Consider the following 15916-nt stretch of genomic DNA (forward strand, 5'->3'; position numbering starts at 1 on the left):
AGGAAAGGTATTTATATTTTTAGCGCAACATCATAGTACGGGGGAGGACAGCAATGGAACTGATACCAACCGGAATACCCAGTCTTGATAAGGCCCTGAACGGCGGGTTCTCGAGGGGTTCAACGATTCTTCTTGCGGGGAACCCTGGAAGCGGCAAGACACATCTCGCAATCCACGTTCTCTACAACAACATGAGGAGGGGGTTAAAGGGGGTTTACGTCTCCTTTGCGGAGACTAAGAAGCAGTTCTACAGGAACGCGCTCCAGAGCGGGATCGACCTGTCGAAGATGGAGGGGGTCAACCTCTTCAGGTTCTACGACATGCTGACAGTCCCCAAAGACGAGCTTGAGGGTATGATTGCATTCCTCATCGACGATATCGTCGAGTTCAAGCCAGATATAATAGTTTTTGACTCCGTTACCGTGTTTGGCCAGATGTTTGGTGAAGAGTACCTGCGCTCTTTCCTCCACTCCATCATAGGGCGCTTGGTCAACGCCTTCGACGCGCTGGCCATCCTCATAGACGAAATACCCTACGGAGAGAAGAGGGTTGGATTTGGTCTTGAGGAGTTCGTCGTGGACGGCGTCATCGTTCTCGAGCTGGAGAGGATGGGCGAGGTGATAAGGAGGTACCTCACGATACCCAAGATGCGCGGCAGGCCGCTCAAGCGCGCCGCCTACGAGTACGTGATAACCGATAGAGGCCTCGAAGTCCTCGCCATTCCCGAGCTTGAGTTCACTGAGAGCGAAGCTCCAAAGTCCAGGCTCAAGACCGGAATTCTCGGTCTGGACGAACTCCTTGGCGGTGGCCTTTATGAGGGCAGCATAACCCTGATAGCTGGCCCAACGGGGTCAGGAAAGACGATACTGGCCCTTAACCTCGCGTCTAACCTATCAAAATCCGGAAAAAAGGTTCTTTACATAGCCTACGAGGAGAGCCTCGCGGCTCTAAGGGACACTCTGGAAAAGCTCGGCCTTGAGGAGAACTTCAGGATAGTCTCGATGGTTCCGGAGGGAAGGACTCCCGTCGAGTACTATGCCCTGATAAAGGACCTCATTGAAAAGGAGGGCTTTGACGTCCTCGTGATAGACTCCCTATCAGCCATGGAGAGCCACATGGACGAGAAGGAGTTCATAAAGGCCGTCCGCTACCTCCAGCTCCTAACGAAGGAGAAGGGGGTAACCTTCGTACTGACATACATCACGGGGAGTACCTACAAGCTCGCAACCACGGGCTTCAGCACCCTCGTGGACAACCTCATATTCCTGACCTACGACGTGCCTGAGAGAGTCGGGGAGTCCCTAAAGAGGCACATCCTCGTGCTCAAGGCGAGGCGCTCAAGGAACGACCCAACGCTGAAGGACTTCACCATCGGCGAGGGGGGGATAAGGATTGAGTGAAATGAAGGCCGAGCTCAACCGCGCCCTAATAGTTGTGACTGCCAAGGATCTCCTCAGCCAGTTCGGCCCCCACTTCCTACCGACCCTTGAGGCCTACCTCAGGGCCAAATACAACGCAACCCTTGAGATAGCCGGTGAAGACCCCGCAAAGTTCTACAGAGCCGTGGAGGAGCTGTTCGGCGAGTTCGGAGCGTCAATGTTCTTCTACAACCTGCTGATGGAGCTCCACCTCAAGCCGGATAAAAGGGACAAGGAGACCGTGATTGCCCTCCTGAAGAAGTTCGCTGGTGTTGAGGATGGGGAGTGAGCTCATCCGCATACTTAAGGAGAAGCACTCCTTCCTCTCCGTGATGCTTGAGAGCATAGAGAGGGCCATATCGAACATAAAAGAGGGCAAAAACCCCGAGGAAGTCTATTATGCCCTCACCACCTTCCTCGGAGAGTTCCCGACTAAGGCGATGCTCCAGAAGCTGGCCGACGAGAAGGGTCTCGGAATAAAAGTCAAAGACAAGGAGAGCGCTATCGAGGTAATAAAGAAGCTCAGTGGGTAACCAGTGCCTTGGACTTCGAAGCTATGTTCTCCAGAATTCTTATCGCGAGCTTCTGCTCGTCGGGCGAGGCGGTCTTTTTGATTTCCTTCAGCTTCTCCACGAACGGCCCAAACAGGGAGACCTTCTCCACAGGTGCGGACCCAACCAGCGCGTCAAGCGTGAGAAGGGCATCGAAGCGCATCCCGTCATTTTCAAGGTATTCCAAAAGGCGGGCCAAGACCACCCTTGCAGTCTTCTCGTCCCAGGTTTTCAAGAAGTAGTAGCTGAAGAACTCAAGCGATGGCACAACCTTTTCTTCGTCCCCCGATAGGTACCACTCAAGGAACTGGCCCACTATTTCGTCGCCGTAGGGAGCCTTTGGGGCAATTGTGGCCAGCGTCCTGGCAGTCCTGAGGCGCATCCACCTGTTTTTAGAGGAGGCTACCTTCATCAATGGCTCGACCGCAGGTTTTAGGATGAAGGCCTTCGTTTCGTCGAGCTTCTCGGCCAGCTTTGAAAGCGCCCATAGGGCGTCCATCTTCTCGAACTTGTCGCCTTCCTCAAGCTTTCTCTCCAGCCCAAAGATAACTTCTGGCTTTTTCAGGGCCAGCTCAATAAGTTCGGAAGTTTTTCCAGATGTTATGGCCTTTTCCAGCTCCTTTTTAGTCTCTTCGTCTGACATCTTGGGGGTTTGTCCCGATTTTTCTACGTGCTTTGTCAGTTTTTCTCTTCCCGTTTTCTTCCTGCCGAACTGGGATATGTGCGGGACTTTCAGGGACTTCTGGGCCTTGGCCTCGGGTGGCGGAGAAAGGTATTTTGGCCCGGGCAATACTCTCTCGTTTATCCTCAACCGCTCCTTCTCCATCTTTTCAAGCTCCTCCGCCAGCCAGTTGAGTACGTAAGTATCACCCACCGCCAGAGCAAGGTCAATGGCCTCGTAAAAGCGTTCGTTTATCAGAAGCTCCTGGATTTTCTGTTTTGCCTCCTCGGGCCGGTTTTTGTAGTATCTGTATATTGCATCCTCAAGCTTCTCCGCCACGAGCCGCGCCTTGTCGCTTACACCAGGTTTGCCTTTCAGTGCAAGGTTCTTCACGAGGGTCAGAACACCAGCAACGTCATCGATAATCTCCTCACGCAGGGGATAGTGAGCCACATCAAGAAGCAGGGTCAAAGCGAAGTCTATCAGGGGGATATCTTCGACAGTAAGCATGTCCCGAACCTCGGAAAAAACGGTCTTTAAAAGGGCAGGGTCTCCCGTGTAAGCGCTCGTGTTTAAAAGGAGCCTGAGCCCCATGGCCTTGAGACGGGGGTTCTTGGAGTGGAGGAGACGGGAGATGATGTCGTGAACCCTCGGGTCCGAGGAAGTTATCCGGACACTCTCCAGGATCGGCGGGATTTCGAGGAGGACAACCTCGTTCCTGCGCGCCTTTACGAGGTCTTTGATCGCATGACCGAGCTTCACAAAGCTCTCAGGGTCAAGGGGGAGTCCAGTAATGAGGGCTTTTATTGCCCTGAAAGCGTAGATTGAAACTCTATCGTCGTTCTCCAGAGCCAGCGCTATCAAGTCGTCAAGGGTTCTCTTTAGGATTCTGAGGCGCATTATGTCGGGCATTCGCTTCAAGGCCTCTTCAAGGGTCATAACCGCCGCCAGCTTCATCTTTGAGTCTTTGCTGTGAAGAAAAGACAGAAGCAGTGTGAGGGCTTCTTCGTTGCTGAGAACAAGCTCCGAAGCTTTTTTGATTTTTCTAGACTTTAGGTAACCTTCAAGAAGCTTTGAATTAGCAGACACCGTGCACCGCCCGATTATTTTCTACGCCAAACCTTATTAGGATTTCGTCATTCGAACATAAAACATGAAAAATTTTAAAAATTCAAGCAGGGTGTTGAATCAGTGGCGCAAGCTTATACCAATAGGCTCGTCTTCCCTTCTCTCCGCCCCGAGAATCTCGTCGAACTCGTAGTCTTCTCTCAGCCCGAGGAGAATTTCAACCTCCCTCGGAGTAAGCACGGGCTTCCTCCAGTTCTCGTAGTCGTCTATTGGAACCCTCGGGCAGGCAACGACGACGTAGGCATCGAAGTCGAAGCCCTCTAAAGCCTGATAGCTTATGTGGTTCATCGTCAAAAGCCTCGCGTACTTTCCGTGCTCACGGAGGAGTTTAACAACCCTCTTTGCCTCTGCTAGGCGGAGCTGACCCTTTTTCGTGCTCGTTATCACGCCGAACCTCTGCGCATCCATCGCCTTGGCTATCTGCGCCCAGCGCTTCCTTACGAGCCTCTCCGCTTCCGTGTCCATCCAGATGGCATCGCCCGAGTAGGGGTTGATCGCGAGCGTTGGCTTCTTAACGGCCATCGCAACGCCAATCGGGTGGAAGTAGCCCGCGCCTATAAAGAGAACTCCATCGGCGTCAACCTTGGCAGCGCTGAAGTTGCATCCTAAAACCTGCCCCGGCCAGCTCACCCTTGAGTCGCCCTTTCCGATCAGCACCTTAAAGCCGTTCTTTTCCAGAAACTCCTTCGCCCTTTCAAGCCCGTGGATGTGCTGGGCCGTCGTGACGAGGGCTATCCTTCTCCCGAGCTTCCTGATTTCTTCGAGGTTCTTCTCAAGGGCTGGGACTACGTCAACTTTCGCGAAGGCAGGCACGAAGATAGTAGGAACCTCGAGGTGGAGCTGCATATAGGAGTGTCCGAGATGAATCAGCGCGTCGCACCCGAGCCTCTTTGCCTCACTGTCGGCCGGATCACAGGCACCGTAGTTGATGTCTCCGCTTATTATCGCCTCAATTCCGTTCTCCTCAAGGAAGTCAGCTAACTCCTGAGCCTCCCTCTTGAGGCCCTCTGGAGTCTGGATGAGAACCCTGTGAGCGTTAAGCCCGCGGAGCTTTTCGAGTACCTCGCCGAATGGAATCTCATGCATTGAACTCACCCGTTAGAGTTTCGAAAGAGCCTTTTTTAAATCTCCACTATTCAGTTCCACAGTACCCGGACATGAGGTATTCATAGTTTCCCTATTATTGCACCATAATGTTCCAAAACTAAAAGCTACGTGCCATAATTTGCTACGGGACAGTACAAAAACCCAAGGTACGATCCCGAAACTAACAGCATAAAGTAAAACTTATTAACTCCCCCTGCCCTCATTGTTCTACCCAATAAGGAGGTGATAAAATGAGAAAGGTTGGAATAGCAGCCCTGGTGCTCCTCCTTCTGGGAGCTACCCTTCCAAGCGCCAGCGCCGGCGACCTTCTGAACTACATCTGGGACACCAGAACCTACCAGCACCCCTACCCGACCGACATCAGACCGGGCGACCTCGTCTACGGCCACAGCCCAGACCTCTTCAACGCCATAATTCCAGGCTTCTGGGTGCACGTTGCGATAGTCGCCTGGTACAACGACACCATTGACGACTGGATGGTTATAGAGGCCAAAATAGGCAAGGGCATCATCATCAGCCCGCTAAGGGAGTTCCTCAGCAGGTACGACATCGTCGCCCTCCAGCGCGTCAAGACAACCGACGACGTCAGGCAGAAGGCAGTTGAGTTCGCCTACCAGCAGCTCGGCAAGCCCTACAACTACAACTACATCGGCAAGCCGGAGGTCTACGACGACAAGTACTACTGCTCCCAGCTCGTCTGGGCGGCCTACCTCGTCGCCAGCAACTACCAGATAAACCTCGACGAGAACGACGGCGGATGGAGCTGGAAGTACTTCTACTCGGTCGCCCCGCAAGAAGTTTACGACGACCCGATGACTTACACCCTCTATTACGACGAGGCCTGATTCCTTCCTTTTTCCTCTTCGTTCCCGCATAAAGCTTTTATACTCCTCCACCCAATAATACCTCGAAGTTCGATGCATCGGGGTGATGAGTATGGAGACCGTTGAAGGAATTATGGTCGTAACGACCGAAACGATTCCCGGCTACCGCATCGTCGAAGTCAAGGGGATAGCGAGGGGAGGAATAGTGAAGGCCACACACATAGGCAGGGACATAATGGCCGTCCTGAGGAACATCAAGGGTGGCGAAGTCAAGGAGTACACCCAGATGATGGCAGAGGCGAGGGAAGAAGCTTTAAGGAGGATGGCGCTCCACGCCAAGGAGCTCGGCGCCAACGCCGTAGTTAACGTCCGCTTCGCAACATCAAACGTTGGTTCGAGCGTGGCAGAGGTCTACGCCTACGGGACTGCAGTAGTTGTTGAGAAGGAGGAGTGAACATGTACCTCCCGCCGTTCCCGCTCCTCGGCGGGCTTCTGGCATGGGCTACGGTTTACTTCCTCGGCTTCAAGAAGCAGAAGTGGGCCGAGCTGATCCTCGGTGCGGTGGCCTTCATACTGGCGATGGTCGTCCAGAACCCGATTCAGCAGCTCCCTCTCATTGGGATAGGCATAAGGAGCAACGCCGACGTTATCGCCAGAGGAACTGTCTTTACACTCGGAGTTGCCCTCTGGCTGGGGCTCGTCGCAGGTTTCGTTCAGGAGGGCGTCAAGTACTTCCTCGTCAAGGACAAGAGCCCAAACACTGCGCTGTTCGTCGGCCTCGGCTTTGGCATAATGGAAGTCCTCCTCATAGTGATTACACCAATTATCGCGGTAGCGGCTGCCGGAGGAAAGCTCGACGTTCCTGCTCTTCAGGCCCTCCTCTCAATGGTGGAGCGCTACTTCGCAGTCCTCTTCCACGTAGGGACAACGGTTTATCTAGCTTACGCGGCCAGGAACGGCTTCGGGAAGAAGGGCTTTCTCATGATGGCAATTCTGCACGGCTTCGTTGATACGATTGCCGCCTATGCCCAGTTCCTTTTCCTAGAGAACAAAGTACTGGCGATGAAGTTCACGATTGGGCTGGAAGTTATCTTCGCCGTTATCGCAATAGCTTTAATAGCCTACACACTGCCACCAGCCAGGATCGAAGAGCCCGAGGAGGAAAAGGTAATCTGGTGAGAGGCTTTGCTTGGAAAGAGCGAGGAAAAGGCGCTCAGGAAGCTCAGGAAGGAGCTCCGCTCAGGCCTTTACTCCTTTTTAGTCCTCTCTATCCTCGAAAGGGAAGGAGAGCTACACGGCTACGCGATACGGAAGAGGCTTGAGGAGCTGAGCGGCGGAAAGCTCGTCCCCAGCGAGGGGGCCCTATACGACCTTCTGAAGAGCCTCAAGAAGCTCGGCCTCCTCCAGGACAGCTGGGCTGAGGCCGGTGGAAGACCTAGGAAGTACTACTCAATCACCGAGATGGGGAGGAGTGTTCTCGCCCAGTTGCGTGAGGAGATAAGAGTCATCGAATCTGTTCTTGAGAAGCTGGAGGGTCTCTAATGAGCGAGCTGGTCTTCGAAGTCTTCATCTCACTCACCCTATTGGCCGCTGGCTTGCTGACCTTCGCCCTCAGGAACAGGAGGAACTATTTCATCGGCTTCAGGATCGGCTACACCTACATGTCCGATAGGGCCTGGAGGGAAACCAACACCTTTGCGGGGCTCTTCATGATGGTCTTCTCAGTTCTACTCCTTGGGCTTGCGCTGGCGGGCCTGGGAATTCTCACCTTCATACTCATAATGCTCGCCGGGGTCGTCTTCCTCACGGTGGCGGGTTTCAGAGTAGCCAAAAAGGCCTACGAAGAGGAAGAGCTGTCAATAGAAGCCCCAGAAAAGCCGTCTGAAAAGATAGAGGTCAACGTTAGACCATATCTGGTGATTCAGCTCCTCGGGCTGATTGCTTATATCATCCTCGCGGCTATCCTCTGGGATAAACTCCCCGAGAGGGTCGCTATCCACTTCAACGCCTCTGGAGAACCGGATAACTTTGCCTCAAAGACCCTGGGCACCCTACTGTTCCCGCTTGTGGTTTACCCGCTCTTCCTCGTCATGACCTACTTCCTCAGAGAGCCCGCCTTCGCACCGCTCCTCAGGTTCAGCAGAAGGGGCTGGAAAGCCTTCGCGGAGTTTACGACCATTATGGCCATTGGAATCGTCATTATTGATAGCTTGGTGCTCCTCTACAACGCCGGCCAAGTTCCGTCGAGCTGGATAGGTTATTCCGTCTGGACTTTTCTGATAGTTACCATCGGCATGATTTTCCGACTCTTTTGGGCGAGGGGTGAGGAAACTTGAACCCGTACTTCATCCTTAGAGTTCTCTACGGTGTTTTCCTCGGACTGGCCTTCGTGATAGTCGGCATACTTACCGCAACCTCCAAGGGCGAACCTGGGATAGGGTTCAGAATCGGCTACACCTACCTCAGCGAGCGGGCGAGGGAAAGGGCGAACAGGATAACCGGAATCGGTCTAATTGCCCTTGGACTGTTATTTATGCTCTCATCCCTCTTCCTGCCGCTATACGGCATGTTCGTTCTCCTCATAGGGGGAGTCAGTGTTTTGCTGATCATTGGCTACGTCGTGGCCAGGCGCGAGTACGAGCTTGAGGACATCTCCAGGGAAGCGCCGGAGAAGCCCACGAAAAGCATAGAGCCGCCCAAGCTCGGAAAGTACTTAGCTGCACAGCTGGTCTTTGCTTTTATTCTCGTTCTCATGTCTCCAAAGCTCCCGAGGGACATGGCAATTGTCTTCGGCTCAGTGATGACCCTCTTCATAGCTCTAACGCTCCTCGCCTCCAGGCCGCTCGTCTTCCAGCTCGCCCCGAAGTTCTCGGGGATAATGGCACGAGGCTTCGCAAAGGCCATCACGCTGGTCTCCGCGCTCTTGACGTTTGAAGCCTTTCTTGCATGGATAGGCTTTGAGAATGATCTCCTCGGGATACTGCTATTCCCGATTTTCCTGCTGGTTATTTTCTACATAGCCTACGTCATGCTGACCTCCGCCTACGAGGAGGGGTATTATTAGCTCTCAAGCGCCTTTATCAGCCCCTCTTTTTCAGGCTTTTCGATTATTCCAACCTCAACAGCGTGCTGGAGGATGTAGTCAGGAATGTCCTCTCCGAAAAAGGCCTTAATCCCCTTTCCAGGCAGGTAGAAGGCGTAAACTCTCACTCTCTTCCCGAGGACTTTTCCAGAGAAGACTGCGAACCCCTTCTCCGCGTTGACCCTCACCACGTCCCACGAGAACGTCTCGGCTATGGAAAAGAATGCCTCGAAGAGCTTCACCCTGGCATCCTTGAGGGCCTTATTTACAGCCTGCCTTGAGATTCCTAGAGTTTCTGCTATATCCACCTCACGCATGCCCCTGGCCCTCATTAGCCAGACCCTCTCCATTCCCTCAGGGAGCTTGAACATTTAATTCCCTCCCCTGGTCCCTTTTAATCTCTCTAGAAAACGGCCCTTTGAGTCGGGGCTTCCAAGCAGAACAATCCTCCCGCGTTCCGTTCTAATTATCAGAGCCTCCTTTGTGTAGTTATCGTTCACCATAAGAGCGAAAAGCACACCATAAAGAAAAACAGACATGGCAAACCCCCATTCTCTAAGGAGCAGAAATGCAATTCCAGTTAGGGTGCTAAGAGCAAGGACTGAGGTCACCTGCTTTCTACTCTCCGAGGGCTTAAACACATAATCGAGAAGAAAAATCCCGGCTATGTAAACCCAAAGCAGACCGTAGGCATTACCTTTCACAAGAACGAGGCCACCTATTAAGAAACCCACCAGTGCTACACCTACGATAACCCACGGCCTCTCAAGATAATTGAGCAACCTAACCCCCTCCACGGAGGGGACATCGATAATCTCGACAATCTCAGATAGAGAAACCTCGCTCACTGCTAGGGGGACTGGTCTTCCAAGGTAGAAGACTACCCTCCCGTTTTCGACCTTAGCATCACTCGTGAAACTGATGTAAAGGACAAGCATGAAAGCGATGCCCATCGCAAGCAGACTCAGCTTTCCCGGGATAACAAAAGATGTGAGGAGAATCAGAAAAGGAACGAGCAAAGCTGGATGATCGGCAATCCTCAGCGGCACACCAATCCCTCCACCGTTGTGCGTTTTGTCAACCTTAGTAAGTTGACAACATATTTAAACCTTTCGACAGGCTTAAATTATTTCACCCACTCTCTTATGTGGTGATAATATGTCTCTCGAGGAGCTCTATCGGTACCTAAACTGGCGGATGAACCCAGCGGACGAGAGGGCACAGGAGAGGTTTGAGAGAATAAGGGAGTTTTTTGAGTCAATCTCTGATAAACTCCCAAAGGGAGGCAGAGTCCTGGACATCTGCGCTGGAACTGGAGTGGCAGGCGTTGCCCTTGCAAAAGCAACAGGTGCAAAGCTCCTAACGGTCCTCGACGCCAGGAAAGACGACCTTGAGCTCGCTAAGGAGTGGCTCAAAATCGCTGATATAAACCCCGAACTCAATCTCGTCCAGGGTGATGCGAGAGAGGTAGCGAAGCTCGTGGGCGAGCACGACGTTGCAGTCCTCTGGGGCTACACGATGCCGCACTTCGATCCCTTTGATGCCGTGAGGCTCTTCGCGAACGTTGCATCCATCCTGAGTGGTGAGGGCGTTTTCATCATAGAGGATATGGACAGAGTCTACTGGATTCTCTACCGCGCCGGATACAAGAAGTTCCTCATCGAAGGGCGGAGGGAGAACTACACCATAGCCTCGATGCACGAGGGCTACGACTTCGTGAGGGGGACTTTTAAGAGGGGCTACTACATCCTTCCTGGATTCAAAAAGATAAGCGACGTTGACTTCCATTACTGGGACTTGGCCACTCAGCTCGCCATCGGCAGTGTTTTCTTCAAGAAAGCTGAATTGATCACTCAGGAGGAACACGAGAAAAAAGTTGGGGACATCCTGCTCTTCAGAGAGCCGAGAAAGGAAATAGCGGAGAAAATTCTTGAGGATTACAATGTGTAGTACTGCGGTCTCCTGTCCTTGAAGATGTCGTTCATTTCGTTTATCCTCTTGTCCCTCGCCAGCGATAGGTCTATCTCGACCACCCCGACTTCCTCTTTATCCTCACTTCCCATTGCAAGGACTTCCGCCCTCGGCGAGGCTATTGTGCTCTTTCCTATGAACCTCAGCCCGAACTCCTCCCCAATCCTGTTGGCCGTTATCGTGTAGACCCTGTTCTCAAGGGCCCTTATCGGCATGGCCCTCGGGGCGTAGGGCATCACGAGGTTGCTCGGGTGTGCTATGACGTCAGCACCTTTGAGGGCGAGCGTTCTCGCGCTCTCGGGGAAGAACCAGTCGAAGCATATCATAACGCCGACCTTCGCTATTCCGATGTTGAAGACGTGGAAGCCGAGGTTTCCGGGCCTGAAGAAGAGCTTCTCCCTGTTGAAGAGATGTATCTTCCGGTACTTCCCTATGTAGCCCCAACCAACCGGGCCGACAAGCACGGCGGAGTTGTATAGGTTGCCCTTCTCGTCCTTCTCGGCCGTTCCTGCCACTATGAAGACCTCAAGCTCTTTCGCGAGTTCAACCAGAAACTCAGTCGTCGGGCCGTCGGGTATCTGGCCCGCTACCTCTTCGACTTCTTCCCTGCTCCTGAAGTTGTAGCCTGTGTCAAACAGCTCTGGCAGAACCACGAGCTTGGCGCCCTGATCAGCGGCTTCCCGTATCAGCTTCTCCGCCTTGGAGTAGTTGGCCTCGGGATCAAGAAAAACCGGCTCCATCTGAACGTAGGCGACCTTCATAGTATCACCTAACTCACTATAACGTCCCAAGGTTGATAAACCTGATGGGTTCGGGCTTTTAAAATATTACAGACTTTTTAGGCATTAAAATCGTCCTTTCTCATCCTTTAAGTATTTTCAAAGATAATGCGTTAGTTTTCACAACGCATCAAGCTTTTCAGGGAATTTAAACTCCATAAACATCAATAATACTTGTAAAAACGCTGTCAGCATACCCGACGAAAACGGCCACTAAAACGCACCTATGTCTCAAAAGAGACCACCTAACAGCTCTTCTAGGTATGCAAACTCCCGCAGGCTAAAAAGGAAAACCTTAAAAACTCTCCACCAGAGGTCGGCTCAGGAAAAGGAGGTGACGATCATGAAGAGGCGCCCGAGGAAGTGGAAGAAGAAGGGAAGGATGAGGTGGAAGTGGATCAAGAAGAGGATTAGGAGGCTCAAGAGGCAGCGCAGAAAGGAGCGCGGACTTATCTGACGCTCCGGTGGTTCTATGTCTCTTTTTTCCGAACTTCAACTTCTTTCCCTTGAGCTTGAGGCCTCCCGCGGGAAGGCCCTCGTTTTTGCTGACCCCCACATCGGCTTCGAGCTTTCGAGGGGACTCCGCATCAGGACTGGTTTTGAAGAGGTTCTGGCCCAGTTCGTGCTGGAGAGTGACCCTGACGTCCTCATAATCCTGGGAGATCTTAAAGAACCCCTGGGCCTAAGCTTCAGACTTAAAGAGATGCTTCTGCGGTTTTTCTCCCCAATAAAGGACATTGAAATCGTCATCACCAAAGGCAACCACGACGGCAGAATCGAGGAGATAGCCAGAAAGTTCGAAAACGTTTCCGTTGTTGAGAACTTTATTCTCGACCAAAAACTCTTCCTCCACGGCCATACAAAATTGCCGAAAGGAGAGTTCCAGGAGGTCTTCCTCGGTCACGCTCATCCCGCATACACCTTCAAGAGCGGGGGAGTTGCGAAAAAGGTCAAAGTCTTTGTCAGAGCTGGAAAATTCCTCGTCCTGCCGACCATCAACCCGTACATAGAGGGTTTTGACATACGGGAAGGCCTGAAGTTAGTCCCGTTCCTCAAAGATGTTTCCGAGGTCGAGATATTCCTTCCCGAAGGCGTTTACGTTGGAAAGGTAAAGGTTTATTAAGGGGTATGAAGATACCTCTTCATAGGTGTGAGAGATCAGGTTGGGTGAAGTGTGATGGGCGACGTCTACGAAAGGCTCGAAGCACTGCTTAAGTCGCTGGGAGTAAAGAAAACCGAGCTCAGGATATACAGGCTCCTCCTGGAGAAAAAGCGCCCGATGAGAGTAACCGAGATAGTCAACGAACTCGGGATAAGCGAGCGCTCTGTTAGGGAGCACGTGTTAAGTCTTTACAAGAAGGGGATGCTCCGGAGAGAGCTTATACAGCAGGGATGGCTCGGGTACACCTATACCGCCGTCTCCCCCCATGAGCTTCTCGCGAGGATAAAGCGGAACATCCTCGAAAAAATAAACGAAATAGAAATGGAGCTTAGGGAGGCTAAGAACTGAGGGCAACAACGCCCATTTCTTCGAGTATTTCGACCAGCCTCTTCAGTTTCTCCCTCTCAATGCTTCCATATTCTTCTTCGATAGCCCGATAGGCATTCCCCTCTGAGAGGAGTTCACCGAGCATTATAAGCTCGTGGAGGTGCGTCACCGTTGCCCTTTCCTCGGTCAGCTTCTTGAAGTCCTCAGCCAGACCGGGTGCTCTGCTCCTGATTAAGCGCTTGGATATCAATCCCCTCTCTTTCCACTCCAGCCAGGGTTTTGCCTTGGTCTCTACGTCCAAGTTAAGCTCCAGCCCAAGGAACTCCGCATCTCTAGCGAGGCCGGCCTTTACGAGCTTCTCGCTCTCCTTAGGTTCAAGGCGCATTCCGATTTCCCCAAGAACTTTTCTAGCGTAGCCCCTTGTAAACTGCTCAATCCTGCTCTTTTCCCCCTCTGAAAGGAAAAGAGCCGCCGAAAGAACGGCCCTCCCGATTATACTCACCGTTTCCCTGCTCACCTTGTCCACGGTATCGCCGCTTGAGTGGTAGAACCTGTCCGGCCACGTTATTGGCATAACCGATGGCACTCCGAAGAAGTTGAAGATGTCGTGGTCGCTCCCCATCTCGTACGGGTATGCCCTGAAGGGCATCACTGGAAGTCTGCTTCCCGAGAAGCTCTTGCCTCTCGAGTTGCTCAGCTCAAGGGCGACCTCCAGCGCTCCAGAAACCACCGAGAAGCGTGAGAACGGTGTCCTCACGAACATCAGCGTTGATTCTGAGCGGTCGGGACTACCCGCGACCATGTCGAGGTTTATGCCTGCGTAGTACTCTTCAACACCCGCCCTTTCAATGAACGCCTGGCTCCCGTGGTACTCAGGAATCCAGAGGAAGGCGTAGCCAAACCTGCCGTTTTTCCTCTTTGATAGAACCCTAGCCAGCTCAAGGAGCATCGCACTACCGCTGGCGTTGTCGTTTGCCCCCGGCTTTGGATGGCATATGTGCGCCGTGAAGAGCAGATACGGAGGTTCGCCAACTTCGGCGTAGACCATCGGGAGAGTCTCCGAACTTTTTATCTCCGTCTCGGCCGTGCCATTAACTTCAACGCCTCCCGAAAGCGCCCTCCTAATCAGGTCTTTAGCAACAGCCTCCGGGACGGCAAAGGCCGGAATTTGCGCCCATTCGAGATCGTCTTTAGTAAGGAATAGGCCTATGTACGGGTAGAACTCACCAGTTCCCTCCCTGTACGCTATGAAGCCCGAAGCTCCGACCTCGTTAGCCCTCCTATAGGCATCTCTCCAGTCTTTCCCGACGAGGACAACCTTCCCCTCTGCCCTTTCCCAGTCTTCTTGCCTCAGAATCGGAAGTACCTCCCCATCGACCTCCCCAGAAGGGGAGTGGGCCATCACGAGGAGCGGACTTTCCGCTGTTGTGAGTGTTCTTCCAGGAACTTCAAGACGCCCATCAATAACTTCCCATGCTATTGGAGACGGAAGCGTTAGATGCCAGCGTTTGCCGTCGTATTTATCCTTGAGAAGCTTTGCCTCAAGACCCATGCGGGACAGCTCTTCGAGAACGTATTCGGCGGCCTCGACAAGGCCTTTTGACCCCTGTACCCTGTGGAAGTGCGAAATCCCGGCTATCCAGTTCAGAACGTTGTCTGAGCTAAATTCGGCACTATCCCGCAGGAAGCGCTCCATAGGGTTTCACCAGGGGATTAATTGAAAGGGGACACAAAAAAGTTATTCTTCACTGCCCCTAAGCCGGAGCATCTTCGGAGGCTCAAGAGCTTTCACCGAATCAAGGAGCTCCGGCGGGAGCATTAGATTTGTAGTCTGGAGGAATTCAAAGTACTCCCGCTCCAGGGATTTTCCAGACTCTAGGACTTCCTCCCTGCTTTCTTCCGGGGAAAAGGCCACCTCAACCTTTTTAGATGTCCCCTCAGGCTCAATTTTTCCAGCAACTATAAGGTTCTTCGCTATCATCTCCGACCTGTCACGAAGGCCCTGCTCCTTGCCCTTTTTATAGGCCTCTTTGACCAGGTCATATATTCCGAGCTCCTCCGCCTGCTTGTAGAGCTCCTCGCGCTTTTTTCTCACCCATTCCACCCATTCGCTATGCCCTTTCAGGCCAATGAAGTAGCCGAAGCTATAAGCTTCCTTAACGAGCTGCTTCTTGTCACTCATATTGGAGCCTCCTTGTAGACGGATATGCCCTCGTTCGTGAAGCGCATCCTCTTGAGGTTGCTGTCGTGGGGCACGCCCCTCATCTTGAGTATCTGGATGGCCCTGACCATCTGGTAGTTGCGCATGAAGTGGTGGAGCACGATGACGCCGTCAGCGAGGTAGTACTCGTCGGTGTACTTTTCGGAGCTCAGCATTTCGGAGAGGAGGAGCGTCGTTATGTCCATGGTGCGGAGCTTTCTAACGAAGCGGCCCAGCTCTTTCTTCTTTCCCTCAGGGTTGGTGACGAATGACTCGAAGAGACTGAAGGAGTCTATGACAACCCTTTTGGCGTTTTCTCTCTTGATAATTTCCAGGAGGAGCTTGAAGAGCTCGTCCCAGCTCAGCTCACGGTTTGCACTAAGAAGAATTTCACCGAGGTCATAAAAGACTATCTTCTTTGAGTTGACGTACTCGAGAATTCCAAGGTTGTACCTGAGCATATCCCTAACGATAATATCCGGCGTTTCAAAAAGTGCTATGAAGAGACCTTTCTCGTCGTTCTTGGCGCCCTCCGCAAGAAACTGCATTCCCAGCGTGGTCTTTCCGCTTCCAGGCGGCCCTGTCACGACGTAAACCCTGCCCGGAAGAAAACCGCCGCCTATCAGCTCATCGAGCCCCGGAACTCCACTGGGTATCCTGTCGAGATTCTTCAAAAGTTCTCCAACGTACATTCGCTCCCCCCTAG

20 protein-coding genes are annotated in these 15916 nt (G+C 52.7%); 12 read left to right on the top strand and 8 right to left on the bottom strand.

What is annotated here, in order from left to right:
- Positions 1–53 precede the first annotated feature (53 nt).
- From ACZ5TN_RS07995 to ACZ5TN_RS08005, 3 genes are read left to right on the top strand one after another with little or no spacing between them, the layout of a single operon-like run.
- A complete protein-coding gene (locus ACZ5TN_RS07995; protein WP_011250882.1) occupies positions 54–1400 on the top strand; it encodes a DUF7125 family protein in 1347 nt (448 codons plus the stop codon).
- A 1-nt stretch (position 1401) separates the two neighbouring features.
- A complete protein-coding gene (locus ACZ5TN_RS08000; protein ID WP_464917581.1) occupies positions 1402–1707 on the top strand; it encodes a NitrOD5 domain-containing protein in 306 nt (101 codons plus the stop codon).
- Positions 1697–1951 (top strand): hypothetical protein, encoded by a 255-nt coding sequence (locus tag ACZ5TN_RS08005; protein ID WP_464917582.1) that lies wholly within the window; start codon positions 1697–1699, stop codon positions 1949–1951. Before ACZ5TN_RS08000 ends, ACZ5TN_RS08005 begins: the two co-directional genes overlap by 11 nt.
- Here ACZ5TN_RS08005 and ACZ5TN_RS08010 read toward each other — a convergent pair.
- Positions 1941–3719, bottom strand: a complete 1779-nt coding sequence (locus tag ACZ5TN_RS08010; protein WP_464916435.1) for a hypothetical protein — start codon at positions 3717–3719, stop codon at positions 1941–1943. The genes ACZ5TN_RS08005 and ACZ5TN_RS08010 overlap by 11 nt on opposite strands.
- A 99-nt stretch (positions 3720–3818) precedes the next feature.
- Positions 3819–4844 (bottom strand): diphthamide biosynthesis enzyme Dph2, encoded by a 1026-nt coding sequence (dph2, locus tag ACZ5TN_RS08015; protein ID WP_464916436.1) that lies wholly within the window; start codon positions 4842–4844, stop codon positions 3819–3821.
- Positions 4845–5095: 251 nt separating this feature from the next.
- Here dph2 and ACZ5TN_RS08020 point away from each other — a divergent pair, with 251 nt between their 5' ends.
- From ACZ5TN_RS08020 to ACZ5TN_RS08045, 6 genes are all read left to right on the top strand, one after another.
- Complete coding sequence (locus ACZ5TN_RS08020; protein ID WP_464916437.1) at positions 5096–5710, top strand: YiiX/YebB-like N1pC/P60 family cysteine hydrolase; 615 nt, start codon at positions 5096–5098, stop codon at positions 5708–5710.
- A gap of 91 nt (positions 5711–5801) precedes the next feature.
- Positions 5802–6143: a YbjQ family protein gene (locus tag ACZ5TN_RS08025; RefSeq protein ID WP_464917583.1), complete on the top strand. Its 342-nt coding sequence runs from the start codon at positions 5802–5804 to the stop codon at positions 6141–6143.
- Positions 6144–6145: 2 nt separating this feature from the next.
- Entirely contained in the window at positions 6146–6868 is a 723-nt protein-coding gene (locus tag ACZ5TN_RS08030; protein ID WP_464917584.1) for a YhfC family glutamic-type intramembrane protease, read from the top strand.
- Between the two features lie 6 nt (positions 6869–6874).
- Positions 6875–7231, top strand: a complete 357-nt coding sequence (locus ACZ5TN_RS08035; protein ID WP_464916438.1) for a PadR family transcriptional regulator — start codon at positions 6875–6877, stop codon at positions 7229–7231.
- The gene (locus tag ACZ5TN_RS08040) at positions 7231–8025 is read left to right on the top strand and encodes a DUF1648 domain-containing protein (RefSeq protein WP_464916439.1); all 795 of its coding nucleotides are present in this window, start codon (positions 7231–7233) and stop codon (positions 8023–8025) included. Before ACZ5TN_RS08035 ends, ACZ5TN_RS08040 begins: the two co-directional genes overlap by 1 nt.
- On the top strand, positions 8022–8753 hold the full coding sequence (locus ACZ5TN_RS08045) for a hypothetical protein (protein ID WP_464916440.1): 732 nt from the start codon (positions 8022–8024) through the stop codon (positions 8751–8753). Before ACZ5TN_RS08040 ends, ACZ5TN_RS08045 begins: the two co-directional genes overlap by 4 nt.
- Here the strand turns inward: ACZ5TN_RS08045 and ACZ5TN_RS08050 are convergent.
- Both ACZ5TN_RS08050 and ACZ5TN_RS08055 read right to left on the bottom strand, forming a co-directional pair.
- Positions 8750–9142, bottom strand: a complete 393-nt coding sequence (locus ACZ5TN_RS08050) for an RNA polymerase sigma factor sigma-70 region 4 domain-containing protein (protein WP_464916441.1) — start codon at positions 9140–9142, stop codon at positions 8750–8752. The two genes, ACZ5TN_RS08045 and ACZ5TN_RS08050, sit on opposite strands and share 4 nt — an antisense overlap.
- A complete protein-coding gene (locus tag ACZ5TN_RS08055) occupies positions 9143–9820 on the bottom strand; it encodes a hypothetical protein (protein WP_464916442.1) in 678 nt (225 codons plus the stop codon).
- 109 nt (positions 9821–9929) lie between these two features.
- Between ACZ5TN_RS08055 and ACZ5TN_RS08060 the strand changes: the two genes are divergently transcribed.
- On the top strand, positions 9930–10721 hold the full coding sequence (locus ACZ5TN_RS08060) for a class I SAM-dependent methyltransferase (RefSeq protein ID WP_464916443.1): 792 nt from the start codon (positions 9930–9932) through the stop codon (positions 10719–10721).
- Here ACZ5TN_RS08060 and ACZ5TN_RS08065 read toward each other — a convergent pair.
- A complete protein-coding gene (locus ACZ5TN_RS08065) occupies positions 10709–11503 on the bottom strand; it encodes a nitrilase (protein WP_464916444.1) in 795 nt (264 codons plus the stop codon). The two genes, ACZ5TN_RS08060 and ACZ5TN_RS08065, sit on opposite strands and share 13 nt — an antisense overlap.
- 490 nt (positions 11504–11993) lie before the next feature.
- On the opposite strand from ACZ5TN_RS08065, the gene ACZ5TN_RS08070 reads away from it, so the two are divergent.
- Together ACZ5TN_RS08070 and ACZ5TN_RS08075 are read left to right on the top strand one after the other, a co-directional pair.
- Positions 11994–12644 (top strand): metallophosphoesterase, encoded by a 651-nt coding sequence (locus tag ACZ5TN_RS08070; protein ID WP_464916445.1) that lies wholly within the window; start codon positions 11994–11996, stop codon positions 12642–12644.
- 54 nt (positions 12645–12698) lie between these two features.
- Positions 12699–13031, top strand: coding sequence for a transcriptional regulator (locus tag ACZ5TN_RS08075; protein WP_464916446.1), 333 nt, complete (start codon positions 12699–12701; stop codon positions 13029–13031).
- Here the strand turns inward: ACZ5TN_RS08075 and ACZ5TN_RS08080 are convergent.
- Genes ACZ5TN_RS08080 through ACZ5TN_RS08090 form a run of 3 tightly spaced genes read right to left on the bottom strand, consistent with a single transcriptional unit; the run spans position 13021 to position 15902 of the window.
- Positions 13021–14706 (bottom strand): DUF4910 domain-containing protein, encoded by a 1686-nt coding sequence (locus ACZ5TN_RS08080; protein WP_464916447.1) that lies wholly within the window; start codon positions 14704–14706, stop codon positions 13021–13023. The genes ACZ5TN_RS08075 and ACZ5TN_RS08080 overlap by 11 nt on opposite strands.
- 42 nt (positions 14707–14748) lie before the next feature.
- Entirely contained in the window at positions 14749–15192 is a 444-nt protein-coding gene (locus tag ACZ5TN_RS08085) for a hypothetical protein (RefSeq protein WP_464916448.1), read from the bottom strand.
- Positions 15189–15902 (bottom strand): RAD55 family ATPase, encoded by a 714-nt coding sequence (locus tag ACZ5TN_RS08090; RefSeq protein ID WP_464916449.1) that lies wholly within the window; start codon positions 15900–15902, stop codon positions 15189–15191. The genes ACZ5TN_RS08085 and ACZ5TN_RS08090 overlap by 4 nt, the downstream gene beginning before the upstream one ends.
- Between the last annotated feature and the right edge of the window lie 14 nt (positions 15903–15916).

This window comes from Thermococcus sp. JCM 11816 (genome assembly GCF_055396515.1).

Excerpts from the sequence above, each read along its gene's own strand:
- ACZ5TN_RS07995 (WP_011250882.1), top strand. The coding sequence starts at position 54 with ATGGAACTGATACCAACCGGAATACCCAGTCTTGATAAGGCCCTGAAC.
- ACZ5TN_RS08000 (WP_464917581.1), top strand. The coding sequence starts at position 1,402 with ATGAAGGCCGAGCTCAACCGCGCCCTAATAGTTGTGACTGCCAAGGAT.
- ACZ5TN_RS08005 (WP_464917582.1), top strand. The coding sequence starts at position 1,697 with ATGGGGAGTGAGCTCATCCGCATACTTAAGGAGAAGCACTCCTTCCTC.
- dph2 (WP_464916436.1), bottom strand. The coding sequence starts at position 4,844 with ATGCATGAGATTCCATTCGGCGAGGTACTCGAAAAGCTCCGCGGGCTT.
- ACZ5TN_RS08020 (WP_464916437.1), top strand. The coding sequence starts at position 5,096 with ATGAGAAAGGTTGGAATAGCAGCCCTGGTGCTCCTCCTTCTGGGAGCT.
- ACZ5TN_RS08025 (WP_464917583.1), top strand. The coding sequence starts at position 5,802 with ATGGAGACCGTTGAAGGAATTATGGTCGTAACGACCGAAACGATTCCC.
- ACZ5TN_RS08030 (WP_464917584.1), top strand. The coding sequence starts at position 6,146 with ATGTACCTCCCGCCGTTCCCGCTCCTCGGCGGGCTTCTGGCATGGGCT.
- ACZ5TN_RS08040 (WP_464916439.1), top strand. The coding sequence starts at position 7,231 with ATGAGCGAGCTGGTCTTCGAAGTCTTCATCTCACTCACCCTATTGGCC.
- ACZ5TN_RS08050 (WP_464916441.1), bottom strand. The coding sequence starts at position 9,142 with ATGTTCAAGCTCCCTGAGGGAATGGAGAGGGTCTGGCTAATGAGGGCC.
- ACZ5TN_RS08060 (WP_464916443.1), top strand. The coding sequence starts at position 9,930 with ATGTCTCTCGAGGAGCTCTATCGGTACCTAAACTGGCGGATGAACCCA.
- ACZ5TN_RS08065 (WP_464916444.1), bottom strand. The coding sequence starts at position 11,503 with ATGAAGGTCGCCTACGTTCAGATGGAGCCGGTTTTTCTTGATCCCGAG.
- ACZ5TN_RS08070 (WP_464916445.1), top strand. The coding sequence starts at position 11,994 with ATGTCTCTTTTTTCCGAACTTCAACTTCTTTCCCTTGAGCTTGAGGCC.
- ACZ5TN_RS08075 (WP_464916446.1), top strand. The coding sequence starts at position 12,699 with ATGGGCGACGTCTACGAAAGGCTCGAAGCACTGCTTAAGTCGCTGGGA.
- ACZ5TN_RS08080 (WP_464916447.1), bottom strand. The coding sequence starts at position 14,706 with ATGGAGCGCTTCCTGCGGGATAGTGCCGAATTTAGCTCAGACAACGTT.
- ACZ5TN_RS08085 (WP_464916448.1), bottom strand. The coding sequence starts at position 15,192 with ATGAGTGACAAGAAGCAGCTCGTTAAGGAAGCTTATAGCTTCGGCTAC.
- ACZ5TN_RS08090 (WP_464916449.1), bottom strand. The coding sequence starts at position 15,902 with ATGTACGTTGGAGAACTTTTGAAGAATCTCGACAGGATACCCAGTGGA.